The sequence below is a fragment of the Paenibacillus humicola genome (genome assembly GCF_028826105.1).
Classification (GTDB): domain Bacteria; phylum Bacillota; class Bacilli; order Paenibacillales; family Paenibacillaceae; genus Paenibacillus_Z; species Paenibacillus_Z humicola.
In genome coordinates, this window is the sequence record NZ_JAQGPL010000001.1 from 4683731 (window position 1) to 4710624 (window position 26894).

The window sequence follows — 26894 nt, forward strand, 5'->3', positions numbered from 1 at the left end:
TGATCCCGAAGGGAGATGCTGGAAAAAATGAAAAACGAACTGATCGAGCGCTTCATTTCTTACGCCAAAGTGGATACCCAGTCCAACGATGACAGCAAGGACTACCCTTCGACGCCGGGACAGCTGACGCTCGCCCGCATGCTTGCGGATGAGCTGAAGGCGATCGGCATGCAGGAGGTGACGCTCGACGATAACGGCTACGTCATGGCAGCGCTGCCGGCCAATACGGACAAGCCGGTGCCGGTGATCGGCTTCCTGGCCCACGTGGACACGGCGACCGATTTTACCGGCACGGGCGTCAATCCGCAAATTGTGGACAGCTACGACGGCGGCGATATCGTGCTGAACGAGCAGCTCGGCGTCGTGCTGTCGCCGCGCGATTTTCCCGAGCTGGGCGGCTACAAAGGGCATACGCTCATCACGACCGACGGCACGACGCTGCTCGGCGCGGACGACAAAGCGGGCATTGCCGAAATTATGACGGCCATGGCGTATTTGGCGGCGAATCCGGACGTCAAGCATGGCCGGATCCGGGTCGCGTTTACGCCGGACGAGGAGATCGGACGCGGTCCGCACCGCTTCGACGTCGCCGCGTTCGGGGCCGAATATGCGTATACGATGGACGGCGGGCCGCTCGGCGAGCTCGAGTACGAGAGCTTTAACGCCGCACGCGCCAAAATCACGTTTAAAGGCCGCAACGTCCACCCGGGAACGGCGAAGAACAAAATGGTGAACGCCGTGAAAATCGCCATGGAATTCAACCGGCGGCTGCCCGCGGACGAAGCGCCGGAGCTGACGGAGGGCTATGAGGGGTTCTATCATTTGATCTCCTTGAAGGGCAATGTCGAGGAAGCGGAGCTGTACTACATAATCCGGGATTTCGACCGGGAGCGCTTCAACGCGCGCAAAGCGAAGGTCGAATCGATTGCCGGCGAGCTCCGGGAGCGATACGGCGAAGACCGCATTGTGCTGGATATGGCCGACCAATATTACAACATGCGGGAGAAAATCGAACCGGTGAAGCATATCGTGGACGTCGCCTACGACGCGATGAAGAGTCTCGGGATCGAGCCGGTCATCCGTCCGATCCGCGGCGGAACGGACGGCTCGCAGCTGTCCTATATGGGGCTTCCGACGCCGAATATTTTCACGGGCGGGGAAAATTATCACGGCAAATTCGAATACGTTTCGGCCGACAATATGCTGAAAGCGGTCCAGGTCATCATCGCGATCGTCAAGCTGTTCGAGCAGCGGAGCGCCGAACGGTAACGGATGACCACGCAAAAAACCGGGCGTACCTTCGCAAGAAGGGCCGCCCGGTTTTTCGTTACAGCGTCGATTCTTCGGCCGCCGCGCTTTCGTTCGCCGCTTTTGCGGCGGGCTCGATCGGATCGGTGTAATACACCGGATTTTTCTGCGTCAGTCTCCGGATCACGATAAACGCCACAGCCGCCAAAATAATCAGAACGGCCAGCAGCTGCGAGACGCGGATATTTTTCCCCGCCTCCATGACCCCCCAGCCGAACGGGCTCATCGGCGACCAAAGCGTCTTCAGCAGGGAAGCGAGCCAGTCCGGCCCTTTGAAGACGAGGCTGTCGGTGCGCACGCCTTCCACGAAGAAGCGGCCGAGCGAATACCAGATGAAGTAGCCCGCAAACAGCTCGCCGGCGCGAAGGCCGCGAATGCGGCGGACAACCAGCAGCAGCAGCAGTCCGGCGAAGCTCCACACCGATTCGTACAGGAACGTCGGATGGTAATACGTGCCGTTGATAAACATCTGGTTCACGATCCAGTCCGGCAGATGCAGCGTGCCGCGCAGGAACGATTCCGATACCGGTCCCCCGTGCGCCTCCTGGTTCATGAAATTGCCCCACCGTCCGATCATCTGCCCCGTGATCAGGCTCGGCGCGCAAATATCGGCGATCCGCCAAAAACTGTATCCTTTTCGCCGGGTATAAAAGACGGCCGCGATGACGGCGCCGATCAGCGCCCCATAGATGGCGATGCCGCCATGCCATATTTTCACGATTTCCGACAGGTTGTTCCGGTAATTCTCCCATTCGAACGCCACGTAATAGATCCGCGCGCCGATGATGGCGGAGGGGATTCCGAACAGCACCAGATCCATGAAAAAATCGGGCGTCAGCTTAAAGCGTTTGCCTTCTCGGATGGCAAGGACCAGGCCGAGCAGCGCGCCGCCGGCAATGATGATGCCGTACCAATGAACCTGGATGGCCCCTAAAGTGAACGCGATCGGGTTAAGAGCGGCAGGCAAAACGGTAACCTCCTTCGCAATATAGCGGTTTTATTTTTATTGTAGCACATCGCGAAGCGGAATGCGTCCAACCCGGCACGGGGCCGCCGCATAGGTTGAAATTAGATCGGGCATAACAAATTGCAAAGGATGTCTTATTTTGAAGGAGCTGTCATTCGATGAAAAAAAGCACTCGGGACATCCGGCTGGTGGCGGAGGCGGCAAATTTTGCGGTGGACAACAAGAAGCGGATGATCGCGAACGGACGGATGGAGGATCCGCCGCAGCCGCCGAAGCGGAAGGAATTGACGCGGATTTGATGGGGCGGTTCTCAGGATGGCAGGATAAAAGAAGCGGTTCGGGCTTGCACGGCTCCAAACGGGAGTCGCAGGACGGCTCCGCGGAACCGGGACAGCCCCTTTCCCGCAGCCTGCGGGTCAACCTTGAGGCACTTCAGGCCGTTTTTGAGGACGCCGGGGATATCGTCATCCGGGAATTCAAAATCGGCGCGGAAATCGAAGCCTTCGTCATTTTCATCGCCGGTCTGGTGAACCAATCGCTGCTTTACGAGCATTTTCTCGGAGCCTTGATGACGGATATGAATGAGGCCCCGCTCCGTCTTGACAAAGACAGGGGCGACCCGCTCCGCCATATCAAGGAATCGGTCCTGACCGTCGCCGGCCTTTATGAAGCGAAAACGTTGCAGGAAACGGTGCTGGCGGTATTAAACGGGGATACCGCGCTGTTCGTCGAGGGCACGGACAATGCCCTCGTCGCATCGATTCGCGGCAGCGAAACCCGGAACGTCGGCGAGCCCGATACTGAGGTGACCGTGAGAGGTCCCCGGGAAGGCTTCGTGGAGAGCATCCAGACGAATTCGACCCTCCTGCGGAGAAAAATCAAGAGCGCCGACCTGAAATTCGAACCGATGCGTATCGGCACGATTACGAAGACGGACATTTATGTCGTCTACCTGAAAGGCATCGCTGCCGACGGCGTTGTGCGGGAGGTCAAGCAGCGGCTGGCGAAGATCGAGACGGACTCCATCCTGGAATCCGGCTATGTCGAATCCTTTATTGAGGACGCTCCCTTTTCTTTATTCGGCACGGTCGGCAACAGCGAAAAACCGGATATCGTCAGCGCGAAGCTGCTTGAAGGACGGGTCGCCATCCTGATCGACGGAACGCCGTTCGTCTTGACCGTTCCCTATTTGTTCGTCGAGGCGTTCCAGAACAGCGAGGACTACTACTCAAGGCCGTATTACGCCACCTTCATCCGGTCGCTGCGATGGTTCGCTTTCATGCTCTCGGTCTTCCTGCCTTCAGCTTACGTGGCCGTTACGACCTTTCATCAAGAGCTGCTGCCTTCAAGACTGCTGATCAGCATCGCAGCCTCGAAGGAAGGCACGCCTTTCCCGGCGATCATCGAAGCGCTCATGATGCAGATCATCTTCGAAATTCTGAGAGAAGCGGGCATTCGGCTGCCGCGGCCGGTCGGTCAAACGGTGAGCATCGTCGGCGCTTTGGTGCTGGGGGAGGCCGCCGTATCGGCCGGCTTGATCGGGGCGCCGATGGTCATCGTCGTATCCCTTACCGCAATCTCGTCCTTCGTAGTGCCGGCGCTTACGGACGCACTGTCGATCGCCAGGCTCATTCTGATCGTCCTGGCCGGTTTTGCCGGACAATTCGGCATTATGCTCGGCATCGCCGGCATATTGACGCATTTGTGCTCGCTCCGTTCCGTCGGGGTTCCTTATTTGACTCCCCTGACGCCTGCGAGATTATCCGACATGAAGGATGTCTGGATAAGAGCTCCCTGGTGGGCGATGCGCAAGCGGCCTCTCGGCTTGGAAACGAAGGACAAAATCAGGCAGACAAAAGGCCGGATGCCCCGTCCGCCCGAAGACGACGCATCGTATTGAATTCTGGGCCCGAAGGGAGGAACGTCCGTCCATATGGAAGTCTCGAAAAAAATCAGCTTCGCGCAGCTTGTCTATTTGCTGATTTTAAGCCGGATCGTTATTACGCTGACCTATCTTCCGGGTCTGACCTCCCCGCCGAAAAGCCGGGATTTCTGGATAGCCGAGCTCCTTAATTTTCCGTTTCACCTCCTGTTCGCGGTGCCCGTTTATTTGCTTTGGAAACGGTTCCCGGATTTGACGATCGTTCAATACAGCCAGGTTCTGCTCGGTAAAGCCGGGCGGATCGTCGGCCTGCTTTATATTTGGTTTTTCATTCATTTCACGGCGATTACGCTGGCCCAATTCGATTTGTTTCTGACGACGGCCATCATGCCGGAAACGCCGATCCTCTTCTTCGCCGTATCGCTCACGCTCGTTTGCGCCTACGCTGTCTCGAAGGATATCGAGGTCATCGGCCGACTCTCCGAGCTGGTCGCGCCGCTGATCATGATTGCGGTTATTACCATTTTGGCGCTGCTATCCAGGGATATGCGGCTTAAAGAGCTGATGCCCGTAATGGAGCACGGCCTGATTCCCGTACTCTATAACGGGTTTACTTCAGCGGCCAGAACGGTGGAAATTATCGGCGTATCGATGATGCTTCCCTTTCTGAACGACCGGAAGAAAGCGAAACGGGCGATCGTTTTAAGCTTTTTATTAATCAGTGTCTATTTTGTGCTCATTACGATACCGGTACTGACCGTCTACGGGGTCGAGCATGCCAAACGGCTTTCGTTTCCGTATTTCCGGGTCGTCCGGATGATCAGCATCGGCAATTTTTTCGAGCATTTGGAATCGATTCATGTGGGCGTGTGGGTGTTGGGCGTTTTCGTGAAGATCTCCTTCTACTACTACATGGCGGCGCTCGGAATAAAGCAGCTTTTCGGCTTTAAAGATTATAAACCGTTCGTTCTTCCGATCGGCGCCATCGTGGTTCCGCTGAGCATCATGATCGCGCCGAGCGCCGTCGAGCTGAAGTCGTTCACCAGTTATAAAATTTTTACGTGGTACGCGTTGTTTTATATGGTTTTTATACCCGGATTGCTTCTCGTCCTGGCGCTTGTGCGCAAAAAAGGAGGCCGTACGGCATGAAGAAGCTCCGCACCTTGACCGGAGCTCTGCTGATCGTATCGGCTGCGCTCGCGGTTACCGGCTGCTGGAATCGGAAAGAGCTGGATACCCTATCCATCGTTGAAGCGATCGGAATCGACAATTTGGCCGATGACCGGGTTCAAGTGTCCTTTCAAATCGTAAAGCCGGGCGAATTGAAGATGAGCGGGAACCAAGGGGGCGTAAGCGGGAGCAGCGGGGAAGATCGAGGAGTGCATATCGTCAAAAGCTCGGGGGAAACCGTGTTCGAGGCCGCCCGCAATGCGACGTTCGAAGCCGACCGGAAGCTGTTTTTCTCCCATAATAAAGTGATTGTCATCGGAGAGCGGACGGCAGAGAGAGGTTTCGCCCCGCTGGTCGATTTTCTCGACCGGGACCATGAAGCGCGTGAAGGAAGCCGGCTCTTTATTGCTCGGGGGCAAAAGGCGTCCGCTATTCTCGAGGGCATTCACGAACAGGAGAAAGTGCCGGCCGACGCGATTGAAAACCTGACCCGCGATTATTTCGTGACCTCGCGAATTGCCGAGATCAAGCTGGTTGACTTTATGAAAACGATCGACAGCCGCACCAGCGCGCCGTACGTGCCCGGAATCGCCGCGGCGGAACGGAAGGACGACGTCAAAAAAACACTGAAAATCGACGGGACTGCGATCCTGAAAAATGACAGGCTGGCCGGCTGGTTTGACGGAAAAGAAACCCGGGGTCTTCTATGGGTCGAAGGGAAGGTGCAAAGCGGCGTCATCATCGTCAAATCGCCGGGAAGCGGAGTGAAAAAAGCGGCTTTGGAAATTACCCGCTCAAGAAGCCGGATCGAGTCCAGACTGGTCAATGGACGCCTTACAATCGAGGTCCAAATCAAGGAAGAGGGGAATTTGGGCGAACAGCGGTCCGAATGGGTCAATTTGACCAAGCCGGACACATTCAAACAGCTCGAGAAGGCGCAGATTGCCGTAATCGAAGGTGAAGTCCATTCCGCATTGACGAAAGCGAGGGCGTGGAAAACCGATATATTCAAGTTCGGGGAAGCCGTGCATCGGAAGTATCCCCGATATTGGAGGAAAGCGGCTCCGAAGTGGGAGAGCATTATGCCGGAGATCGAGGTTAAGGTCAAGGTGGACGCGAAGCTGCGCCGATACGGACAGCGAACGTATCCCGATCTGGCGGAGGAATGAAGGGAGATTTCGAATATGGAGATTTTCGGGCTGCTGGTCGTCTTCACGCTGCTCGCCTGGATCGATTTGCCGCGGCTGTGGCGGAAAAAACAGTGGGCTGAAATGACGGTATACGGGGTTCTGCTCGCAGCGGGCTTTACGTTAGGCTTCCTGCCTGCAATCGGCGTCGATCTGCCCAATCCCGATAAACCGATTGCCTTCTTGATCAAGAAGCTTGCCTCCGGAAGCTAAAAGCTGAAGGGAAGAAGCTCAGGGGCAAAAAACCGGGCGCGGACCCGAATCCGCATCAAGTCCACGCCCGGCTTTCACTGCCGGTTTAACCCGATTTTACCATGCATAAGCTCTCGGCGCATCGCCGCCCGGACCCGGGAAAATGTCGTCGATACGGGCGAGCACGTCTTCGGACAGCTTCACGTCGACGACGCGCAGCGTGTCTTCGAACTGCTGCAGCGTCCTCGGCCCGATGATCGGCGCGGTCATCGCCGGATGAACGAGCGTCCAGGCAAGCGCCACCGTCGCTTCGGATTCGCCGAGCTCCTTGCACAGCTTGGAGAACTGATCCAGCTGCGGGCGCAGCTTCTCGATCCGTTCCGTCTGGCGCGCCGACCTCGAGCCCGCCTGCGGATTCATGTTGCCGAGGATGCCGCCGTCGAGCGGACTCCAGGCGATGACGCCGATGCCGTGCTCCTCCGAAGCCGGCAGCACTTCCAGCTCAGGCAGACGGCAGAGCAGGCTGTACTTATGCTGCTCGGAGACAAGACCCAGCATGCCGCGCGACTTCGCTTCGTATTGCGCTTTCACGAGATCGCGTCCGGCGAAGTTGCTGGAACCGACATAGCCGATTTTGCCCTGCTTGATATGAACGTCAAACGCATTCCACAGCTCGTCCCACGAAACGTTGCGGTCGACGTGGTGCATCTGGTACAGCTCGATGTGGTCGGTTTGCAGACGGCGAAGCGAATCCTCGAGATGACGGCGGATTTTGTAAGCGGATACACCGCGCTCCTCGTTCGGATCGGTAACCGGATGCTGCATATTGCCGTACACCTTCGTGGCCAAAATGACTTTTTCCCTGCGGCCGCCGCCCTGCGCGAACCAGCGTCCGATGATTTCCTCGGTCCAGCCGCGGTGCTCTTCGCCGCCGTAGACGTTCGCCGTATCGAAGAAATTGACGCCCGCTTCGACCGCCGCATCCATGATGCGGTAAGCTTCCTTCTCCTCGGTGCTCGGTCCGAAGTTCATCGTGCCGAGACAGAGCCGGCTGACCTTCATGCCCGACTTGCCCAAATACGCATACTGCATGCTTGAAACCTCCTTGGCATTCTTGCAAAATGAGTAACCCCATCTTCTATTGTAAGAAAGTTCGATCGATTTGGTAAGAGCTGAAAAATAGTTCAGTAGATAACCTCGGGACAAGCAGGTGAACGCGCGTGCAGCAATCTGCCTCAGGACCGGATGAAAGGCTCGCGGACCGGTCATGAAGAACCGGGCGTGCAGCCCGCGGAACGGGCGCGATGGGCCGGACGCGCGGCGGCTTCCCGTCTCCCGCGGCGCCTGGCGCGCAAGAAGCCCGGGACTGCGTGGAGTCCCGGGCCACCGCCGACAGGTTTAAGCGCTGCGCGACCGGCCCCGCTTCCGAGCGGCCGATGCCGGCTGACGCTTAAGCGCTGCTCGCCCGGCCCCGCTTCCGAGCGGCCGATGCCGGCTGACGCTTAAGCGCCGTTTGCCTGGTCCTGCTTCTTGAATTCGTCCAGCTGGCGCTGAATTTCGTCCTTCACCTTGTCGTAGCCGGCCGCCTTCAGCTTGTTGCGCAGATCGTTCACCGCCTGCGCCGGATCGCCGGCTTTGCCGAACAGAATGGCCGGCATCATTTCGCCGACAACCTGCGTAATCGCCGTCATTTCGGCGTCGACCTTCGACTTGTCGAAGACAAACTTACCGTATGGATAAGGCTTCTTGATTTTGTCGTATTTCTTGTAAATGTCGTTGATGCCGTCCCAGTCCGTCACAGCCGGAATTTCGAACTTGTCGACCCGGCCGCCCCAGAAGTCGCTGTAGAAGCTGTCGCGCGTGTCGTCGTAGCCGGGCGGCTGGGCGCGTTTGCCGTCTTTGAGGACGTACTGCACGCCTTCGATTCCGTAGTTGATGAGACGGTAAACCTCTTCGTTCTGGCGGATCAGCTCGTAGGCCATCAGCGCGCGCTCCGGATGCTTGCTGTGCGCGCCGATCGACGTGCCGCCGTGCGTGATCGGCATCGAGACCAGGTTGCCGCGCTGATCGGAGAACGCGAACATTTGCAGATCGGAGCCCGGCTGCTTTTGGTCCATCGTCACGCGCAGGCCTTTGAACGTCTGCGTATGATGCTGGTCCGCCCCGGATTGCCCCGCCTGCAGCTCGGCGCTCGTGTCGCCTTTGTAATTCAGCACGTCCTCGCGCCAGTAGCCTTTGTCGCCCCAATCCTTCATCATCTGCGCGAATTTGATGAAATCGTCGTTGAAGATCGGGCTGTCGACCGTATAACGCTCATCGTACGATTTGGCGTAAAAGACGTTCGCGTAGCCCGTCGAAATCGGCAGCTCGATGTTGTCCGTATAAGCGGTCGCGAAGCCGTTGTAGAGGGCGCCGTTTGTTCCGTTCACATCCCACGGGACGACGTCCTTCTTGTGATCCTTGATGCCCTGAAAATATTTGCCCAGCGTCTCGAAGTCCGTAATCGGCTGGGTGATGCCGAACTCCTTCGCCCAGTCGCCGCGGTAGAAGAAGCCGTGGTTGACCCACTGCGTATAATGGTCCTCCGGAATGAGCACGATGTCGTCCTTGTATTTGCTTTGCTCCCAGTCTTCCTTCGGAATTTCCGCATACGTCTGCGGCGCGTATTTCGGCAGCAGATCGTTCAGCGGCAGGAACGCCCCGCGCTGCGCGTTGCCCCACGTATCGAGCCAGTCGGTGCCGATCGTGATCAGGTCCAGCGGCTCGCCGGACGCGAGCAGCAGGTTGTATTTGGTCTGCCAGTCCGCCCATTCGACCCATTTGAACTGCAGCTCGGCGTTGATTTTTTGCTTCATAATTGCGTTCACCTTGGCCATCACCTTCTCCAGCTGGCCGTTCGTCGGCTTGTCGCCGAGCACGACGTACGTGATCGTCTCGAACTTGGACGTGTCGATTTTGCCGTCTCCCCCGCTGTTCGATCCACTGCCCGCCGAGCCCGTTCCCCCGCTGCTGCCGGTCTCGCCCGAGCTGCCGCTGCTGCCGCCGCATGCCGCAAGGCCGATGACGAGCGTTAAAGCCAGCAGCGCCATCGCGAGCTTTTTAATCGTCCTCATTGCATACCCTCCCTTTTTTCCTGCTTGCAGATTTGACCGGAAGCGCTTTCATATCCGGTTGTATGCCAGAGCCGACTTCATGAAGACCGGCTCCCGATACCAAATCAAACTTGCGGCCGCGCCGCCGTGCGGTTTGCTGCCGAGTACTTCCACAGCAGTCGAGCCATGTTCCTATCCTTTTGGAAAGCCGTCACCCTTTTACGGCGCCGACCGTGATCCCTTTAATGAAATACCGCTGAACGAACGGATAGAACAGGATGACCGGGCCCGTTGCAACGACCGCCGTCGCCATCTTCATCGTCTCGAGCGGTACATCCTTCAGCGGCACATTGGAAGAGGCCGAGGAATTGCGGATGAAATCGGCGCTCGTGATGACGTTGTACAGAAACAGCTGCAGCGGGCGGTATTTCACATCGGGAGACAGGAACAGCATCGCGTTGTACCACTCGTTCCAATAGCCGAGCGCGATGAACAGTCCGATCGTCGCCAGCGCCGGCGTCGTCATCGGCAGAATGAGCTTCAGGAAGATCGTGAAGTCGCCGGCTCCGTCAATTTTCGCCGATTCGGTGATCGCATGCGGGATCGACCTGACGAAGCTTTTCATCATAATGATGAGAAACGGGCTCATCAGCCCCGGCAGCAGCACGGCGAGATAATTGTCCTTCAGGCTGAGATACTGCGTCACGAGCAGGTAGAACGGGACGATGCCCCCCGAGAACAGCGTCGTGAAATAGATGAAGAACGAAATGCCGTTCCGGTATTTGAAGTCCGGCCGCTGCAGCGAGTACCCGGTCATTGCCACGAGGAAAAGCCCGACCGCCGTGCCGACCAGCGTGATGCCGATCGTAACGACATAAGCGCCGATGATTTGCGACGGATTTTCGAACACGATTTTGTACGCGAACACACTCAGCTCCCGAGGCCATAAGTTGAAGCCGTGCTTCTGGACGGCTCCTTCGGTGGTGAACGACGTGCCGAGCACGAGCAGAAAAGGGAGCAGACAGCAGATCGCGAACAGTCCGATTACCCCATAACCGAGCGTGCGCACGGCGACCGAGCTCGGATCGGACCGGATGCCGCTTCGTACCGCTTCTTCCATGGGATGTCACCTCCAAAAGGCTAAAATAACGAATTTTCCGGCGAAGCCTTCTTGACGAGCCAGTTTGCCGTAACGACGACGATGAAGCCGAATACCGACTGGTACAGGCTGACGGCGCTGCCCATCGAGAAGTTGAAATTGTTCATCAGCGAGCGGAACACGTACGTCTCGATAATGTCCGTCGTCGCGTACAGCGAGGTGTTGTTCGCTCCGACGAGGTTGTAGAACAGCCCGAAGTTGCCGCGAAGAACGCCGCCAAGCGAGAACAGCAGCAAAATGATGAAGGTCGGCTTGAGCCACGGCAGCACGATGTAGCGAATGCGCTGGAAGGCGTTGGCGCCGTCGATTTCCGACGCCTCCACGATTTCCGAATCGAGTCCCATGATAGCCGCGAAATAGACGATCGATCCATAGCCCGTCGACTGCCACAGGAACGTGATGATGATGATCAGCGGCCAAATATGCGGATTGGAATAGGTTTTGACCGGTTCCGCGCCGAACGCGGCCAGAATATGGTTCAGCAGGCCGTAATCGTAGCTGAGCACGTTGTAGGCGATCAGCCCGACGATGACATACGAAATGAAATGCGGCAGGAACATGATTGTCTGCGATACCTTTTTAAACCATTTTTTCCGCACCTCGTTCAGCATGATCGCAACGAATATTTGCAGGATATTCCCGAGCACGATGAAGGCGAGGTTGTACGCGATCGTGTTGAACGTAAGCCGCCACAGGTCGCCGGTCATGACGAGAAAACGAAAGTTGTCGAACGCGACGAACGGGCTTTTGAAAATCCCGTCCGTATAGTTGTACTTGATGAACGCGAGGTACAGCCCGGGCATCGGCAAATAGGCGAAAATCAGGAAAAAGACGACGGCCGGCACGCACATCAGAATCAGCGTGCGGCTGCTGCGCAAATGCTTGAACCGCGAAGCCGTCTGCCGCTCCCGCACCTTCGGCAGGACGGCGGTATCCGCTGCTGTTTTCATCCGCTTGCCTCCTCGTTGCCGGCGCCGGAAGCCGGTCCGCCGGCGGGATGATAGGTGAAACCGTTCAGCACGGCGGGCGCGTCCGGGACGACCGCCTCGAGCAGGATCGCGAGCGTTCCTTCCCTGCCTCCCGCACCGCCTTCGCCGAACCACGGTCCCGGCAGCCAGAACGAATCGGAACTGCCTCCGGTTACGACCGGCCGCTCTTCGCCGCCCGGCAGCCACAGCCGGGAAACGAGACGGCCCGCGAAGAAGACGGTCAGCTTCATGCCGGAGCCGGCCGCGCGCATGCGCCAGCCGCCCCCTTCGGGCGGCGGCTGCAGCTGCCCGTAAAGCCAGGCCGCCGTGCCGGGTGCGAGCGTGACGGGAAGCTCCGTCCGCTCCGCGCGAGCGCGGGCGGCTTCGGCGGCGGTGAGCAGCTCCGGCTCTTCAGCGGCCGACAACCGCCATTCGTCCGCCCGCACGCCTTCATAGAGGAGCACGGCGCCGGCCTGCCGGCCAGCCGCCCGCTCGAGAAACACTGCGACCTGCACTGTCCTCCCCGCTTCGACGAAGCGGGTGATGTCGACGTGCGGGTCGTTCGGGTGAACGGGTCCGGCATCGCAGCCGTCGACATAAACGCGGGCCTGCGCCTGGATGCCCTTGAAATGCAGCGTCCACGAATCGGCTTCGGCCGAGGTTTCGAACGACCGGCGGTAACACTCCAACGCCGGGTCGGGGTAGTTGGCGGACATCCAGCCGCCGAAGCCGACGACCGGCCATTCGCCGTCGTCAAGACCGGGCGCCGCAAGCTGGGGATCAAGCTCGTGCGACCCGGCCCCGGCGCGGCGCATCCGCCAGTTCGAGCTGAGGTTCCGCACGTTCGTCACGGCCGCTGCGCCGGTCAGGCCTTTAAGGGCGTGGAGCCGCAGCCCCGGCAGCCGGACGTCGTCGAAATTGGAATGCCCCCAAATTTCCGTCCGGACGATCAGGCTGCCGCCGCGAGGCGGTTCCGCGAACCGCGACCCTTCCGGGCCGCCTGCGGACAGGTCCGCCGCTCCCGGCGCTGCGGTCTCCTTCGGCGCGGCTGTGCCGGCGCCGGCCGAGGCGGCGGGCGCATCCCGGCCGGCTCCATCGCCGGAGCCGGCCGGAACAAACCGGCTGCCGCCGCCCGGTACGATCGTGCCCAAGAACCGGCCGCCTTCGTAAACCGACAGCACGTCGCCGGCGTTCTGCAGCAGCACGCCCTGCAGCGCGCTACCCGGCGGCAGCCGCCATGCCGCTTCGTACCAGGCGAAGCCGCGGTATACGCCCTGCCGCTCCAAATAATCGGCCGCGGGAAGCGGCACACCCGCTCCGCTCCCAATCGGCCGAAGCGGATCGATCCGGCCGATCGACCAGACCGTTCCTTCCTCCGTCCGCGGGGCGACGTCCGCTTCGATTTTTTGCTCCAGCAAAATGGAACCGGTTTCATCAATACCGCGAAAAAGCAGCATTTCCGCTCTCGTCGTGACCAGAAGGGTCAGCCGCCCGCCGCCCGCGAGCTCCAAGGTGCAGCCGGATCGCCGGCCGCCCGCGAACGTAAGCGCGGCCCCGCTTCCTTCGATTCGCACCTCCATGCCATCCGCATCCAAAACGTGCGGCGGAGTGCCGAACCGAAGCGCGATTTCGCCGCCGCGTTCGGCGTGAAACACCATGACGGTGCGGGAGGCTGCCATCGCTACGCAGGCCAGCTCGGCCGATGCGTACTGCAGCGTCCCCTCCAGCCCCCAAAGCCGGAGCGGCACCTCCTCGGGCAGGATCGCGCACCGCATCGGAGCGATGGATACCGCTGCCGGTTCCGCACGCCCGCGAAAGGAGACGGCAAGCGTCTCCTCCCGCTCGCCGACGTTCGAGACGAACAGCAGCCGGCCGCCGCCGGCAAGCTCCAGCGTTTGCCGGACGGCCGCATTCGCCGGAGGCGAGCCGCCCGTTCCGTCATCCCGGCGCCGCGCCGGCTTCGCCTCAGCGAGCGCGCTGCCGTACGTCTCGATTACCCTGCGGAGCAGCCGGCCTTCGTACGCCTCGTCCCGGATATGGCCCTCCGGTGAAATCATGCCGCGAAAATCGTAATCCGACGTCATGAAGGCGAGCGGCTTGCCCCAGTTGTTCGTCGCATTGGTAAAGCCGAAATCGGTGCCGGACACCTGCAAATACGGACCGATCAGCTTCGTTCCGCACGACAGCAGCCTCCGCAGCAGAAAATGCGAGCGGTTCGTTTCCGTCACGAGCAGCGGCAGCCCCCGGGCCTCCAGCCTCGATCCGTAAGCCGCGACCTTCCGTTCGAATTCGGGATCGCGGTCGTTCGGATAGAAGTTGCAAGCCGGCGCGACGCCGTCCGCGAAGCCGGACGCCTCGTATAATCCGCCTTGTCCCGCGCAGGCGATAAGCGGCACCGTAATTCCGGACGCAAGCGCCATATCGCGAAGCGCCGATATGTATCCGAGCGGGTCCGCGCAGCCGTAGAAATCGAGCTCGTTCTCAAGCTGCAGCGCGATGACCGTCCCTCCGTCCGCGCCGCCCAGCTCGTGCCGCTTGAGCACCGGCAGAATGCGGTCGTACCACCGCGACACCGCCTGCAGAAAAGCCGGGTCGTTGTCACGCAGCTTCATGCGTTCCTTGGCAAGCAGATATGCCGGGAGCGCGCCGCCGTCCCATTCGGAGCAGATGTACGGGCCCGGCCGGGCTACGACCCACAAGCCGGCTTCCGCCGCCAGACGCAGGAAAGCGTCGGCGTCGCGCTCTCCTTCAAACGACCACTCCCCTTCGCGAAGCTCGTGAAAATTCCACGGAAAATAGACGTCGATCGCGTTATACCCGAACGCCTTCGTCTGCTCCATCCGCTCCCGCCATAAGGCGCGCGGTATCCGAAAATAAAACAGCGAAGCGCACAAGACGATCTCCGACCTGCCGTCAATACGAAGCGCATCCGGCGTAAGCTCGACCTGCGAAGCCGATGCCGCCTTCAGATGCATGCTCATCCGCTCAAGCCCCCTTTCGAATCATAGCTGCCGATTTATGAAACCCATTTCATTAATGGCAACAAAAAATACACCTGACTGCCGGCTAATTTCAAAAGCGTTCATCGATTACAATGACTACTTTGACCGTTGCAAGTGTATTTCATAAAAGAAACGATAACTGCTGCCGCAAAAAACGGAAAGCATAATGAAACGGGTTTCATTACCTGCTGCATTTGAAACGTGTTTCCTGCTTCTTGGCTTCGAGTTTAATGCAAAATGATAGCGCTGTCAAGAAATAAATTACAGCCTTTCGGACAGCGCTTTCATCCTTTTTTTCGTTACCTGGACGGCGGCATCGCGCTCTCGCGGACGATCAGCTCCGGCTGCAGCGAAGTGAGCTTGCTCACTTTTTTGTTCGTGATCAATTTGTGCAGCACGTCGGCCGCCGTCCGCCCGGCCTCTTTGCATTTAAGCGAAATCGTCGTCAGCTCCGGAATGCTGTGCGCGGCGAACGGAATATCGTCGAAGCCGACGACGGACACATCCTCCGGCACGCGCAGCCCCGCCGACACCGCCGCTTTAATGGCGCCGATGGCCGTCAGGTCGTTGGCGCAGAACACGGCCGTCGGCGGCGTTCCCGCGCCGAGCAGCTCGCTCATGAGCCGTTTGCCCGAATCGACCGACAGGCCGCCGTATACGATCCGGCGCTTGTCCACGGCAAGCCCGTTGCGCTCCATCGCCGAAATGAAGCCCTGCACCCGGTAGATCGTGTTCGACATTTGCTTATATCCGCCGATAAAGGCGATTTCCCGGTGGCCGAGGTCGATCAGATACTGCGCCGCCATATCTCCGCCGGCTTTCTCGTCGACCGCGACGCGATGCAGCGAAGCGCCGGGCAGATTGCCGTTGATGAGCACGACCGGCAGCCGTTTGTTCACCTCGGCCACTTCCCGGACCATCTCCTTGCTGCACCGGGCCAGATTGATCCGCCCGCCGATCATGATGATGCCGTCAACCTGCTTTTCCGTCAAAATGCCGAGATACTGCGACTCCCGCTGGTACTGCTCCTGAATATCACGGTTGTTGGAGCCGGTGTCGCACAGAAAAAACGTATAGCCGTTGCTGCGCGCCTGCTGCTCGAGCCCGGCCAGCACTTCCGGGAAGAACGGGTTTGTAATGTCGGGCAAAATGATGCCGATCATGCCCGTTTCCTTCTTGATCAGGCTCCGTGCAAGCGCATTGGGCGAAAATTGATACTTGTCGATGAGGGCATTGATTTTCTCGCGCGTCGATGCTTTAACCGGGGCCGTGTTGTTCAGCACCCGCGACACGGTTGCGACCGATACGTTCGCTTCCCTTGCGATGTCATAAACAGTAACCGGTTTCATCATAGGTATCACCTCGCGGGTAAAAAGTTTCGTTTAACGAGCCTTTTTCAAGAATACCAAAAGTAAGCTTCTAAAGAAAAGAAATTTATCGGCCCGGGTTCAGGCGGACCGCCGCCTGCTTGCCGCTCAGCTGAATACCGGTCTCCTTCGTTCCGGCTGCCGAAAGATCCTTGACGAGCTTCTCCAGCAGCTCCTTCGCCTGCCGGCCATCCTTGCCCTGTACCTTCACCGCGAGCAGCACGGCGCTTCCGGAGGCGAGCAGCTTTTCGGCCTGCCGGCGCTTCGTCTCGTAATCGTGATCCTCGATCCGGGCCGTCAGCCGGATCTCCTTCACCTTGTCCGGACGCCCGTCGTTTCGCGCCTCCTTCCTTTCCCGCTGCGCTTCGCGCCCCGCCGATCCTCTCGCCGCCAGTCTGCAGGGCGGCGGGCTGCTCATCAGCGACGTGCAGATGAGGTCGGCGTTCTGGCTTTTCGCCAGCCGGAGCGCTTCCGCTATGGGGACGATTCCGAGCTTCGTGCCGTCCAGCCCTGTCAAATCGACCTCGGAAGCTTTAATTTTTTCGTTTACGAGCATCATGTCGGTTCCCTCCGTTTCGTATCCTGTGCCGGTGCGGCACCCGGCGGGTCGGCAATCCGTTCCATCGTCCTGCCTCGCTCCCGCTATTGTAGCACAGCAAAAAACCGCCGCGAAACGGGAAACCGATTTACAACCGATTTCCGCTCCCGGCGGTCTGCTTTTCCCGGCTCGAACGAACCCTATTCGAAGCCGATTTCAATCCCTTATTTCAAAATCCTTATTTTAAAATTTCCTCGATCCGGTCGATGACTTCGGCCGACAGCTCGATGCCGGATGCTTTTGCATTCTCGACCACCTGCTCCGGACGGCTTGCGCCGACGAGCGCGCTCGCCACGTTCGGCTGACGCAAAATCCAGGCCAGGGCCAGCTGACCAACCGAAATATTCAGCTCTTCGGCAACCGCCGTCAGCTTGGTTACCTTCGCAAGCTTCTCCTCCGTAATGCCTTTGCGCACCCATTCCAGCTTCGCGGCGCGGCTGTTTTCCGGCAAATCGTTCACCGTCTTGTATTTGCCCGTCAAGAGGCCCTGCGCCAGCGGGGAAAAGACGACTTGTCCGATGCCGCTCCGCTCGCCGAGCGGGATGACTTCCTTCTCGATATAACGCTCGAACATATTGTAAATCGGCTGGCTGACGACCACGCGGTCGAGCAAATATTTGTCCGCCGTGGCGAGCGCTTCCGCCATTTGCGACGCGGTCCATTCGCTGACGCCGACGTACAGCACCTTGCCCTGGCGGATCAGATCGTCAATCGCGCGCAGCGTTTCGTAAAGCGGCGTTTCCGGATCGTGACGGTGGCAATAGAAAATGTCCACATAGTCCACATTAAGCCGCTTCAGGCTTGCATGAGCCTGCTCCATGACGTGCTTGCGGGACAGCCCGCGGTCGTTCGGGCCGTCGCCCATCGGCCAGAACGCTTTCGTCGCCAGCACGTACGATTCGCGCGGGAACGCCTTGATCGTCTCGCCGAGCAGCGTTTCGGCCGCGCCGCGCTCGTACACGTTTGCCGTATCGAAGAAGTTGATGCCCAGCTCGTAAGCGGTATGAATCGATTTCACCGCATTTTCCCGTTCCACATATCCGCCATAAGTCAGCCAGCTGCCGAGGCTGATTTCGCTCACTTTTAGTCCGCTTCCGCCAAGTTTACGGTATTTCATCGTTTGATTTCCCTCCTGCAATGCTGCGATTTTGTTACGATAACACGACACATTCCCATTGTAAACAAACGGGTACCCGATTGAAAGTAGTGAAAAAATTATCATTTTATTATATAATCTATATATACTATACTTGCTTTTACTAGTTTTCATTTAAGGAGTGAACCATGAGCGCTAATAACTACGTTCCGAAAGAACCTGTCGTCATTGAATGCAACATTGAGAAGACGCTCGATGTTATCGGCGGAAAATGGGCCTTCCTCGTGCTTCGCGAATTGTTTTGCGGAAAAAAAAGGTTCGGCGAGCTGCAGCGACTCATACCGGCTGTCAGCCCGCGAGCGCTCACCAGCACCCTCCGGCACATGGAGGAGAAGGGCGTCATCGAGCGCCGGGTGTATCCGACCGTTCCCGTTACCGTCGAATATACGCTTACGCCCAAAGGCGAGGATCTGCATTCGATCATTCACCAGATGAAAGTATGGGCCGCCAAGTGGACTTGAAATCATCGTTATACCGCCGTGCGAGCAAACGCTTGCACGGCGGTTTTTTGTTTGTCCCGGAAACGGCCGTTTGCCGGACCGCTTTACCGGCAGCGGACGATTTCGAAAAATTGGGGGTAGAGATGCGGAGGTAAACTCGGTATAATAGTTAACGTTGAATCATCGGACCCGGCTTTCCTGAGAGTGGAAGGCTGCTATAAACAGTAGATTTGCTGCACGATACGCCTTATGAACGGACCGGCTTTTCAAAGGCGGAAAAGTCAAACCCATTTTTACCGGAGGAGTGGAGTTTATTTTGCTTTACCAAAAACTGAAAAATGCCTGGCTGTTCAACGTCCGCCGGGACGTGCTGTCCGGAATGACGGTCGCCTTCGCGCTTATTCCCGAAGCGATCGCCTTCTCGATTCTGGCCGGCGTCGACCCGATGGTGGGCTTGTACGCCTCCTTCTGCATCGCGGTGACGATCTCCCTGGTCGGCGGGCGGATGGGCATGATTTCCGCCGCGACAGGCGCGATGTCGTCCTTGATGGGGCCGATTATCGCCAAACACGGCATCGAATATCTGTTTGCCGTCTCGATTTTAACCGGCGCCGTGCAGTACGTGCTGGGGCTGCTCAAATTCGGCAGGTTTATTACCTTCATCCCGCATTCCGTCATAACGGGCTTCGTCAATGCGCTGGCCATCATCATCTTTATGGCGCAACTTCCGAATTTCCATGGCGCGAACTGGCAGATGTATCTCATGGTCGCGGGGACGCTCGCCATCATTTATTTGTTCCCGATCCTGACCAAAGCCGTACCGTCCGCGCTGGTCGCCATCATTATCATGACCATCGTATCGGTGACGCTGCATCTCGATCTTCGGACCGTCGGCGATATGGGCGAAATTACGCAGACGCCGCCCTTTTTCCATCTTCCTCAAATCGAGTGGTCGTTCGGGACGCTGATCAGCCTGCTTCCCTATTCGCTCGCGCTCGCCGTCGTCGGGCTGACCGAATCGCTCATGACCGCGACGCTCGTCGACGAGCTGACCGAAACGAAGAGCGACAAGAACCGGGAAGTAAAAGGACAAGGGCTGGCCAACATCGTCTCCGGCTTCTTCGGCGGCATGGCGGGCTGCGCGATGATCGGCCAGACGATGATCAACGTCAAATCGGGCGGACGGTCGCGTCTGTCGACCTTCGTGGCGGGCGTTTTCCTGCTGTTCCTCATCCTCGTGCTCGGCGACGTCGTGAGGCAAATTCCGATGGCGGCGCTCGTAGGCGTCATGTTTATGGTTTCCATCGGCACGTTCGATTGGAGCTCGCTGCGGACGCTGGCCAAAATCCCGCGCAGTGACGCGGTCATCATGGTCATTACCGTCGCCATTGTCGTCGCCACCTCGGATTTGGCCATCGGCGTCATTACCGGCGTCGTCTTAAGCGCCTTAAATTTCGGCTGGCGGTCGGCGCAGATCAAGGCGCATGCCGAAGACGGACCGCACGGCGGGAAAACGTACCGCATCTCCGGCCAGCTTTTCTTCGGCACGATGTCGCATTTCGTCAACCTGTTCGACTACCGGAACGATCCGCAGCATGTCACGATCGATTTCAGTGCTTCCCACGTCTGGGACCATTCGGCCGTAACGGCGATTGCAAAGGCGATCGGCAAATACGAGCAGTACGGCAAAAAAGCCGTCATTGCCGGCCTGAACGAGGAAAGCAGGCGTCTGATCGAGCAGGTCGGACTTGCGGCGCCCTCGGGGCATTAAAAAACAAGAAGCACTTCGGATTCAGGATCCGAGGTGCTTCTTTTTATACGAAAACCAATGGCCGATCGCCGATTTCAGATGCATGCAGACGGACGCAAGCTTTCCCGAATGCTGCGCGAGCTCCTGTGCGAGCTCCCGCTTCGTCTCTTCCCTGGATTGCTCCCACAGCTCAAGCGCTCGTTTCCGATACTTGGTTTCGGATATCATCGGGCGGTCCTCCTGTCATTTTCAATGGTCTGAAAACGCTTTCCGGACCCTTTTATTATACGCCGATTCCGGTGCAGCGTGCAACATTATCACCAGTATTGCCCCGGCCGCCGGCCGTTAAACGGAAAAAGCCTGCATGCATCCAAGGCGGATCCATGCAGGCGTTATACCGCATTTGCGTGCGGCACGCAGCGCCGAGATCAGGCCGGCTGCGCGCCGAGCCAGGCGGCGTAAAATTCCGCCACGGTGCCGTACCGGGCTTCGCGGCCGTCCGAAACGGCCTTGGCCGCCTCCTCGTACAGCTTCGCCGAAGCGCGCCAATCCGCTTCGCGGCGGCTGCCGTCCGCGAGGAAGACGAAAGCGGCGGCTCCCATCGTATACACGTTGGTCCGGCTGTCGATCAGGCAGCCCCGCCGCCATTCCTCGGGAGCCATAAACCGCGTCGACCCGAAGCACCGCTCCCGGTCAAGCGTATACGGGCCTTCGTGATAGCAGTCCAAATCGCACAGATGAAGACGGTGACGCCCGAAATCGTAAATCATACAGCCGTCGTAAAAATCCTCCGCGACAAAGCCGTGTTCCTCCAGGCGGACATGGCATTCGTAAACGGCGTTCAGCGCGCAGACTATGCATTCCGCGGGAAGCTGCCGGAACCGGTAATGGGGGGAACGGGGATCGTTTCTTCCCTGCTCGCCGGGAAATTCGGGCGTCCCCAGCACCTCGCCGTCCACCCATTCGTAGACGAGCGCATAGCCCGCTCCCGCCGGAAAAGCGTTCAGCAGCTCCGGCAGCAGCGGATGGCGGAACGAGCGGTTGATCCGCTCGGCCCGCCGCAAAAAAGCGGCCGTTTCGGGCGCTCCGGCGTGCTTGACGAACAGGCGGCGGCCCCCGGCTTCCACGCCGTACGATACGCAGCCCGAATCCTGCTTGTCGAACACCCGGAAAACACGGCCGCTTCGAGCCAGAAAGTCCGCCCAGTCGCCGTCCGCACGATTTGTTTCCAGCAGCACATTCGACGAATACGTCATAGGTGCGTCCCTCCCCTGCCGTTCGCTCTGGCGGTTACCAGATAATAATAACCGGTAATCGGCAATCCTTTCGGCCCTGCGAGCCTGGCAAACCGATCTTCGATTCGGCCCATGCAGCAGTCCAACACGTACGCCGTCACTTCGTCCGGCTGCCCGAAGCATGCCATGGACAACACGTCTTCGGGCTCCGGCAGAAAGCCTTGCTCGCGAATCGTGCGTACCGCCGCGTCCGCAAGCCCGCTTGCCGCAAGCCGCGCGCGCAGCGTTTCACCGAACGAAGGTCCGCCGTCCTGAGACGGCGGAAACAACCCGGGAAAATAAACCCGCATATCGCCCTCCGCATCGTCCGCCGCCCGGTCGGCCCCGGGATGCAGGGCTGCGATCCCGCCGCCCGGCTTGACTACGCGGTTTCCTTCGGCATACCAGCTCCCCGGCCCCTTTTTGGTATAAGCGGCATCGAAATACGCCGCCGGAAACGGCAGTCCCTGCTTCGTATTCGCCTTCACAAAGCGCAGGTTTCCTTTTCCCATCCGCTTTGCCGTTTCGAGAAATCCAGGCGTAATATCGAGGCCGACGATTTCCTCCGCCTGACCGGACCATCGCAGCGCGTATTCGCCGTGCCCGCAGCCGACGTCCAGTACGCGTCCGCGAACGATGCCCTGCAGCGCTTCGGTCAAGGCGTCCTCCGCCTGCGGTCCGTCCGGAATGTAACGCCACGGGTATTCGTATTTTCCCCGGCGTTCGCCGATCCTCCTGTACCATGCAAACGAATGAGGCTTTACCCAGCCCGGATGTTCGCTTAAATTCGGAAACAACAATCGCATCCCTCCCGCGTGATCGGTTGCCGGCCGGCAACCCAAATCATAGGAAAAAAAAGCAAAAAAGTATAGACTTATAATTAACCGTCGGGTATTGTATTAATATAAGTGGTTCGGAACACGTACCTCTATTTGACAACACCCGATAACAAGCAACCGCCCGGCACAGCCGGGCGGTTTTTTCATATTTGTAATGCGGAGTGCGGACATGGGCGATGTTCCGAATCACGGAACCATATCGTTGCGGCATGGCTTCCCGTAGAAGTATAGAACCGCTCCAGCAAGGTAATAAATGACTACTGGACCAATCGCCGAGGAGAAACACCATGACATTTTCCAATCGTTCGAATTCGGGAAGCGGAGCTACGGAGTCCGCACACGAGATCCAGCCTTTGCAAACGAGCCTAGCGATGAATATCCGGAAGGCGGAAGAAGATCTCGGCCGCAGTACGGATATTATCATCCGCGAGGTTCGCACGAGAACCTTCGTCGTTCCGTCGATCGCGGTCCTTTACACCGACGGCTTGGCGGATGAAAAAGTAATCAACGACTTCATTATGGAGTCGTTTTTCCTGGATATAACGGAAGAACCGGTTTCATCCTCCTCCGACCTGTTTCAAATCGTGCAGGACAAAGCGGTCACAATCGGAGATATCAAAACCGTGACGGACTTTGAAACGTTGTACCACGCGATTTTGTCCGGCGAGACCGTCATTTTGCTGGATGGGCATGCGGTCGGAGTGGCGGTCGACACTCGCGGCTGGAAGGACCGCGGGGTGACCGAATCTTCCACCGAATCCGCCGTTCGCGGGCCGCGCGAAGCGTTCTCCGAAACGCTCCAAACGAATACCGCCTTGATTCGGCGCAAAATTAAAGACCCGAATCTATGGGTAGAGACCAGACCGATCGGACGGGTAACCAAAACCGATGTCGCGATCATGTTTATTAATGGAATCGCAAACGACAAAGTGGTCGAGGAAGTCCGCAGGCGTCTGGACCGGATCGATATCGACGGCATCATGGAAAGCGGCTATATCGAGGAATTGATTCAGGACGAAACGTATACCCCTTTCCCGACCGTCTTCAATTCGGAACGACCGGATATTATCGCTTCCGAGCTGCTGGAAGGCAAAGTCGCCATTCTGGTTGACGGAACCCCCTTCGTTCTTATCGTCCCGGCTTTGTTCGTTTCCTTCCTGCATGCGGCGGAAGATTATTATCACCGCGCAGATATAAGCAGCCTTGTCCGCATGCTTCGTTATATCGGGATATTCATCACGTTATTTGCGCCATCGCTATATGTCGCCATTACGACGTTCCACCAGGAAATGCTGCCTACGCCGCTATTGCTCGGGTTGGCGGCCCAGCGGGAAGGCATCCCCTTCCCCGCTTTCATCGAAGCGCTGATCATGGAGCTGGCCTTCGAAGTTCTAAGGGAAGCCGGGCTTCGTATGCCAAGAGCCATCGGCCCCGCCGTATCCGTCGTCGGAACGCTCATCATCGGGGAGGCGTCCGTCGAGGCGGGGATCGTATCGGCTGCAATGGTCATCATCGTGGCCATCACGGCGATCAGCAGCTTTGTTTTTCCCGCCTACAGCATGTCCAACACATTCCGGATGCTTCGCTTTCCCATGATGGGTCTTGCCGCTTCGTTCGGGCTGTTCGGGATCATTATCGGTGTCATTGTCATTGTGCTTCATTTGTGCAGCTTACGGTCATTCGGGGTTCCCTATATGAGTCCTTTTGCGCCGATGATCCCTGCGGACCAGAAGGATGCGATCTTTCGGCTGCCTCAGTGGGCATTGCTTTCCCGTCCTCGTCTGATCAGCCGGAACAATGCGATTCGCAAGCGGTATTCTCCGCCAAAACCGAAACCGCGGAAATAAGGAGCTGTAAGGCGTGAAGCGAAAAGCGTTCTTATTCCTGCTTGTTCTGATCCTGCCGGTCGTGACGACCGGCTGCTGGAGCCGCCGCGAGCTCAGTAACCTTGCCATCGTCGGTGCGATCGGCATCGATAAAGCGGGCAAACAATACGAGGTTACCGTGCAGGTCATGGATCCGGGTATCGTAGCGGCCAAGAAACCAAGCAGCGAGCGGCCTCCGTCCGTGATTTATCATGCAATAGGAGAAACGGTGCCTCAGGCCATCCGGAGAATGACGACGGTTACGCCCAGGTACCTTTATTTCGCGCATCTTCGGATGCTTATTTTAGGGGAAAGGCTGGCGAAGGAAGGCATCCGCAATACGCTTGATTTCCTGTCCAGAAACAACGAGTTACGGACGGATTTTTATATTGCCGTATCGAGAGGAGCAACGGCAAGGGAAGTATTAGGGGTTTTAACCCCGCTGGAACAGCTCCCGGCCAATACGATGTTCAAATCGCTTGAGGTTTCGAAAGAAACATGGGCTCCGACCGTTCACGTCCAGCTGGACGAACTGATGAACGATCTTACGAGCGACGGAAAGCAGCCGGTATTGACCGGCATCCGGATTCTGGGAGATCCGGAACAAGCCGCAAACCAGCAAAGTCTGCTCCGGACCGAGGTGCCGGCCGGCTTGCAATACACGGGTCTCGCCGTGTTTAAAGAAGACAAACTGCAGGGCTGGCTGAACGAAAAAGACAGCAAAGGGTACAACTATACCAAGAATAAAGTGGATCGTACAATCGGTGTGACGCCATGTCCCGAGGGAGGGAAAATTTCGTCCGAGGTCATCAACTCGGAGACGGAAGTGAAAGGAAAAGTCATCAAAGGCCGCCCCATCATTAACATCCATGTTCGAATCGAACAAAACGTGCAGGATGTCGAATGCAAGATGGACCTCACGAAGAAGGAGTCGATTGCCGATTTGGATCAAAGGTCGAATCAAACGGTTCGGAATATTGTTCAAGACGCAATCAAAAACGTACAAACCAAATATAAAGTCGACATTTTCGGTTTCGGCGAAGTTATTCGACGCGCCGATCCCAGGGCATGGAGGAAGCTGGAACAAAACTGGGACCGGACGTTTACGAACGACCTGCAGGTTCACGTGACGACGGATGTCAAGACCCGGCGTTTGGGGACCGTGACGAATTCGTTTTTGCAGACCGAGCAGTAAGGAGGCGCAGGACACATGTGGGTCATGGTCGGAATTCTCTCAGCCGCCGCCATCTTTCTCATCGAAGTGCCGAATCTATTCAAAAAGCGCCTCATGAAGGAACTGACGGTTTTTTTATTCCTGCTGCTAACGGGAACCGCCTTAAGCATCTTGTTGAGTCTGCACGTTAAGCTCCCGAATCCCGTCGACTGGCTGACCTTCATTTACCAGCCGTTCAGCAAATTATTGGAGAACGCCTTGACATAACGGGTTTCGTGCACCGTCAGATCGAGAGGTCTCGTATGAAAGGGGGATTATCATGCCCGGAAAAACGAATATATCGGCACGTCAGTTCATGATCCTCGTCCTTCTGTTTTCGGTTGGCACGATTCTTTTGCATACTTCCTCTCCCTTGGCCGGTTTTGCCAAGCAGGATGCATGGCTTGCAGCGATACTCGGTACCGTGGGCGGATTATTAAATGTCGGGTTGTTTTTAGCAGTCGGCCGGTTGTTCCCCCATCTTACTTTGGATCGGGTCAATGAGAAAGTGTTCGGAAAATGGCTTGGAAAGCTGATCAATTTTTGTTTCTTTTTCTGGGCGTTTACCAGCAGCTCCTTCATTATATTTTTTGTAGGCGACTTTATTAAAACGTTCTGGGAGCCCGAAACGCCGATTGCCGCCTTGAATATTTTGTTCGGAGCGGTTGTCATCCTCGCTGCCAGGCTCGGCGTTGAAACCTTTGCACGATCGGCCGAGCTGTTATTCATCCCTTTTATCATCTTGATCGTTGCGCTCATTATCTTCATTGCGCCTCAAGCGCAAATCCATTATATACAGCCAGTACTAGAGAACGGAATAAGACCGGTTATACAAGCCTCGCTTTTATATCTCAGTTTGTTTTCGGTAGCTTCGGTCATCTTTTTGATGATTTTCCCTTCTTCTGTCAGTCAAAGCAAAACAGCCGGAAAAGCCTTTTACATGGGAATATTATTTGGGGGAATTCTGTTAATTATCGTGATTCTCCTGAATCTTCTCGTTCTTGGTCCGGATCTGGTGACGAGGAACATCGCCCCGAGCTATGCGTTGGCAAAAAAAATCAATATCGGGGATTTTCTCACGCGCCTCGAAGCGATCATCGCTTTTAACTGGATTATTACAACGTACTTTCGGGGAGTGATCTATTTTCATTGTTCGCTTGTCGTGTTTGCAAACCTGTTTGAAATCAAAGACGCCCGCCCGTTCAGTCTGCCTCTCGGCATGCTGATGATTGTCCTGTCGCTTATCGCTTTTCCGAACACGCAGGCGGTCGGGCACTTTATTAAGCACATCTGGTTATTTTACGGTTCGACCTTCGGGCTCCTGTTGCCTTTCGTCCTGCTTTGCACGTCTAAAATCCGAAGCCTGTTTGGCGTTCCCAAGCACAATTGATGCCCGGCATTGCCGTCCGTCTGATTTACTCGCACGAGAAGAGCAAAAAATAACCCGGCGGTTGGGCGGGTGTTG

The 26894-nt window shown here is 57.5% G+C and carries 24 protein-coding genes; 12 read left to right on the top strand and 12 right to left on the bottom strand.

Annotated features, from left to right (window positions below; translation table 11 throughout):
• The first annotated feature begins 27 nt into the window (after positions 1-27).
• A complete protein-coding gene (gene pepT, locus PD282_RS21525) occupies positions 28-1269 on the top strand; it encodes a peptidase T (protein ID WP_274653062.1) in 1242 nt (413 codons plus the stop codon).
• Between the two features lie 58 nt (positions 1270-1327).
• Here pepT and lgt read toward each other — a convergent pair whose 3' ends face one another.
• Entirely contained in the window at positions 1328-2275 is a 948-nt protein-coding gene (lgt, locus tag PD282_RS21530; protein WP_274653064.1) for a prolipoprotein diacylglyceryl transferase, read from the bottom strand.
• A 158-nt stretch (positions 2276-2433) separates the two neighbouring features.
• On the opposite strand from lgt, the gene PD282_RS21535 reads away from it, so the two are divergent.
• From PD282_RS21535 to PD282_RS21555, 5 genes are read left to right on the top strand one after another with little or no spacing between them, the layout of a single operon-like run.
• Positions 2434-2574, top strand: a complete 141-nt coding sequence (locus PD282_RS21535) for a hypothetical protein (RefSeq protein ID WP_274653066.1) — start codon at positions 2434-2436, stop codon at positions 2572-2574.
• A gap of 44 nt (positions 2575-2618) precedes the next feature.
• Positions 2619-4175 carry a spore germination protein gene (locus tag PD282_RS21540; RefSeq protein ID WP_274653068.1) on the top strand — a complete coding sequence of 519 codons (1557 nt, stop codon included), beginning with the start codon at positions 2619-2621 and terminating at the stop codon, positions 4173-4175.
• Positions 4176-4208: 33 nt separating this feature from the next.
• The gene (locus PD282_RS21545) at positions 4209-5306 is read left to right on the top strand and encodes a GerAB/ArcD/ProY family transporter (protein ID WP_274653070.1); all 1098 of its coding nucleotides are present in this window, start codon (positions 4209-4211) and stop codon (positions 5304-5306) included.
• Positions 5303-6496, top strand: a complete 1194-nt coding sequence (locus PD282_RS21550; RefSeq protein WP_274653072.1) for a Ger(x)C family spore germination protein — start codon at positions 5303-5305, stop codon at positions 6494-6496. Before PD282_RS21545 ends, PD282_RS21550 begins: the two co-directional genes overlap by 4 nt.
• A gap of 15 nt (positions 6497-6511) precedes the next feature.
• On the top strand, positions 6512-6727 hold the full coding sequence (locus PD282_RS21555) for a hypothetical protein (protein WP_274653074.1): 216 nt from the start codon (positions 6512-6514) through the stop codon (positions 6725-6727).
• A 96-nt stretch (positions 6728-6823) separates the two neighbouring features.
• On the opposite strand, the gene PD282_RS21560 is transcribed toward PD282_RS21555, so the two are convergent.
• The 8 genes from PD282_RS21560 to PD282_RS21595 form a co-directional block, all read right to left on the bottom strand.
• Positions 6824-7798 (bottom strand): aldo/keto reductase, encoded by a 975-nt coding sequence (locus PD282_RS21560; protein WP_274653076.1) that lies wholly within the window; start codon positions 7796-7798, stop codon positions 6824-6826.
• A 410-nt stretch (positions 7799-8208) separates the two neighbouring features.
• The gene (locus PD282_RS21565) at positions 8209-9819 is read right to left on the bottom strand and encodes an ABC transporter substrate-binding protein (protein WP_274653078.1); all 1611 of its coding nucleotides are present in this window, start codon (positions 9817-9819) and stop codon (positions 8209-8211) included.
• Between the two features lie 190 nt (positions 9820-10009).
• Positions 10010-10918 (bottom strand): carbohydrate ABC transporter permease, encoded by a 909-nt coding sequence (locus PD282_RS21570; RefSeq protein ID WP_274653080.1) that lies wholly within the window; start codon positions 10916-10918, stop codon positions 10010-10012.
• A 20-nt stretch (positions 10919-10938) separates the two neighbouring features.
• Entirely contained in the window at positions 10939-11907 is a 969-nt protein-coding gene (locus tag PD282_RS21575) for an ABC transporter permease (RefSeq protein WP_420832322.1), read from the bottom strand.
• On the bottom strand, positions 11904-14906 hold the full coding sequence (locus tag PD282_RS21580; protein ID WP_274653082.1) for a beta-galactosidase: 3003 nt from the start codon (positions 14904-14906) through the stop codon (positions 11904-11906). Before PD282_RS21580 ends, PD282_RS21575 begins: the two co-directional genes overlap by 4 nt.
• A gap of 320 nt (positions 14907-15226) precedes the next feature.
• Complete coding sequence (locus PD282_RS21585; protein ID WP_274653084.1) at positions 15227-16276, bottom strand: LacI family DNA-binding transcriptional regulator; 1050 nt, start codon at positions 16274-16276, stop codon at positions 15227-15229.
• Positions 16277-16361: 85 nt separating this feature from the next.
• Positions 16362-16853 (bottom strand): translation initiation factor IF-3, encoded by a 492-nt coding sequence (gene infC, locus PD282_RS21590; RefSeq protein WP_274653086.1) that lies wholly within the window; start codon positions 16851-16853, stop codon positions 16362-16364.
• A 217-nt stretch (positions 16854-17070) separates the two neighbouring features.
• On the bottom strand, positions 17071-18009 hold the full coding sequence (locus PD282_RS21595; protein ID WP_274653088.1) for an aldo/keto reductase family protein: 939 nt from the start codon (positions 18007-18009) through the stop codon (positions 17071-17073).
• Positions 18010-18176: 167 nt separating this feature from the next.
• Here PD282_RS21595 and PD282_RS21600 point away from each other — a divergent pair, with 167 nt between their 5' ends.
• Together PD282_RS21600 and PD282_RS21605 are read left to right on the top strand one after the other, a co-directional pair.
• On the top strand, positions 18177-18509 hold the full coding sequence (locus PD282_RS21600) for a winged helix-turn-helix transcriptional regulator (protein WP_274653090.1): 333 nt from the start codon (positions 18177-18179) through the stop codon (positions 18507-18509).
• 295 nt (positions 18510-18804) lie between these two features.
• Positions 18805-20259 carry a SulP family inorganic anion transporter gene (locus PD282_RS21605; protein WP_274653092.1) on the top strand — a complete coding sequence of 485 codons (1455 nt, stop codon included), beginning with the start codon at positions 18805-18807 and terminating at the stop codon, positions 20257-20259.
• A 21-nt stretch (positions 20260-20280) separates the two neighbouring features.
• On the opposite strand, the gene PD282_RS21610 is transcribed toward PD282_RS21605, so the two are convergent.
• The 3 genes from PD282_RS21610 to PD282_RS21620 all read right to left on the bottom strand — a co-directional run bounded on the left by PD282_RS21610 (position 20281) and on the right by PD282_RS21620 (position 22309).
• A complete protein-coding gene (locus tag PD282_RS21610; RefSeq protein ID WP_274653094.1) occupies positions 20281-20466 on the bottom strand; it encodes a hypothetical protein in 186 nt (61 codons plus the stop codon).
• Between the two features lie 200 nt (positions 20467-20666).
• Positions 20667-21494, bottom strand: coding sequence for a serine/threonine-protein kinase (locus PD282_RS21615; protein ID WP_274653096.1), 828 nt, complete (start codon positions 21492-21494; stop codon positions 20667-20669).
• Positions 21491-22309, bottom strand: coding sequence for a class I SAM-dependent methyltransferase (locus PD282_RS21620; RefSeq protein WP_274653098.1), 819 nt, complete (start codon positions 22307-22309; stop codon positions 21491-21493). Before PD282_RS21620 ends, PD282_RS21615 begins: the two co-directional genes overlap by 4 nt.
• A gap of 329 nt (positions 22310-22638) precedes the next feature.
• Between PD282_RS21620 and PD282_RS21625 the strand changes: the two genes are divergently transcribed.
• Genes PD282_RS21625 through PD282_RS21640 form a run of 4 tightly spaced genes read left to right on the top strand, consistent with a single transcriptional unit; the run spans position 22639 to position 26819 of the window.
• Entirely contained in the window at positions 22639-24198 is a 1560-nt protein-coding gene (locus PD282_RS21625; protein ID WP_420832323.1) for a spore germination protein, read from the top strand.
• Between the two features lie 13 nt (positions 24199-24211).
• Positions 24212-25411, top strand: coding sequence for a Ger(x)C family spore germination protein (locus PD282_RS21630; protein ID WP_274653102.1), 1200 nt, complete (start codon positions 24212-24214; stop codon positions 25409-25411).
• Positions 25412-25426: 15 nt separating this feature from the next.
• Positions 25427-25657: a hypothetical protein gene (locus PD282_RS21635; protein ID WP_274653104.1), complete on the top strand. Its 231-nt coding sequence runs from the start codon at positions 25427-25429 to the stop codon at positions 25655-25657.
• Positions 25658-25709: 52 nt separating this feature from the next.
• The gene (locus PD282_RS21640; protein WP_274653106.1) at positions 25710-26819 is read left to right on the top strand and encodes a GerAB/ArcD/ProY family transporter; all 1110 of its coding nucleotides are present in this window, start codon (positions 25710-25712) and stop codon (positions 26817-26819) included.
• Positions 26820-26894 lie beyond the last annotated feature (75 nt).

Excerpts from the sequence above, each read along its gene's own strand:
- pepT (WP_274653062.1), top strand. The coding sequence starts at position 28 with ATGAAAAACGAACTGATCGAGCGCTTCATTTCTTACGCCAAAGTGGAT.
- PD282_RS21535 (WP_274653066.1), top strand. The coding sequence starts at position 2,434 with ATGAAAAAAAGCACTCGGGACATCCGGCTGGTGGCGGAGGCGGCAAAT.
- PD282_RS21545 (WP_274653070.1), top strand. The coding sequence starts at position 4,209 with ATGGAAGTCTCGAAAAAAATCAGCTTCGCGCAGCTTGTCTATTTGCTG.
- PD282_RS21550 (WP_274653072.1), top strand. The coding sequence starts at position 5,303 with ATGAAGAAGCTCCGCACCTTGACCGGAGCTCTGCTGATCGTATCGGCT.
- PD282_RS21555 (WP_274653074.1), top strand. The coding sequence starts at position 6,512 with ATGGAGATTTTCGGGCTGCTGGTCGTCTTCACGCTGCTCGCCTGGATC.
- PD282_RS21560 (WP_274653076.1), bottom strand. The coding sequence starts at position 7,798 with ATGCAGTATGCGTATTTGGGCAAGTCGGGCATGAAGGTCAGCCGGCTC.
- PD282_RS21565 (WP_274653078.1), bottom strand. The coding sequence starts at position 9,819 with ATGAGGACGATTAAAAAGCTCGCGATGGCGCTGCTGGCTTTAACGCTC.
- PD282_RS21570 (WP_274653080.1), bottom strand. The coding sequence starts at position 10,918 with ATGGAAGAAGCGGTACGAAGCGGCATCCGGTCCGATCCGAGCTCGGTC.
- PD282_RS21575 (WP_420832322.1), bottom strand. The coding sequence starts at position 11,907 with ATGAAAACAGCAGCGGATACCGCCGTCCTGCCGAAGGTGCGGGAGCGG.
- PD282_RS21580 (WP_274653082.1), bottom strand. The coding sequence starts at position 14,906 with ATGAGCATGCATCTGAAGGCGGCATCGGCTTCGCAGGTCGAGCTTACG.
- PD282_RS21585 (WP_274653084.1), bottom strand. The coding sequence starts at position 16,276 with ATGAAACCGGTTACTGTTTATGACATCGCAAGGGAAGCGAACGTATCG.
- infC (WP_274653086.1), bottom strand. The coding sequence starts at position 16,853 with ATGATGCTCGTAAACGAAAAAATTAAAGCTTCCGAGGTCGATTTGACA.
- PD282_RS21595 (WP_274653088.1), bottom strand. The coding sequence starts at position 18,009 with ATGAAATACCGTAAACTTGGCGGAAGCGGACTAAAAGTGAGCGAAATC.
- PD282_RS21600 (WP_274653090.1), top strand. The coding sequence starts at position 18,177 with ATGAGCGCTAATAACTACGTTCCGAAAGAACCTGTCGTCATTGAATGC.
- PD282_RS21610 (WP_274653094.1), bottom strand. The coding sequence starts at position 20,466 with ATGATATCCGAAACCAAGTATCGGAAACGAGCGCTTGAGCTGTGGGAG.
- PD282_RS21615 (WP_274653096.1), bottom strand. The coding sequence starts at position 21,494 with ATGACGTATTCGTCGAATGTGCTGCTGGAAACAAATCGTGCGGACGGC.
- PD282_RS21625 (WP_420832323.1), top strand. The coding sequence starts at position 22,639 with ATGACATTTTCCAATCGTTCGAATTCGGGAAGCGGAGCTACGGAGTCC.
- PD282_RS21635 (WP_274653104.1), top strand. The coding sequence starts at position 25,427 with ATGTGGGTCATGGTCGGAATTCTCTCAGCCGCCGCCATCTTTCTCATC.
- PD282_RS21640 (WP_274653106.1), top strand. The coding sequence starts at position 25,710 with ATGCCCGGAAAAACGAATATATCGGCACGTCAGTTCATGATCCTCGTC.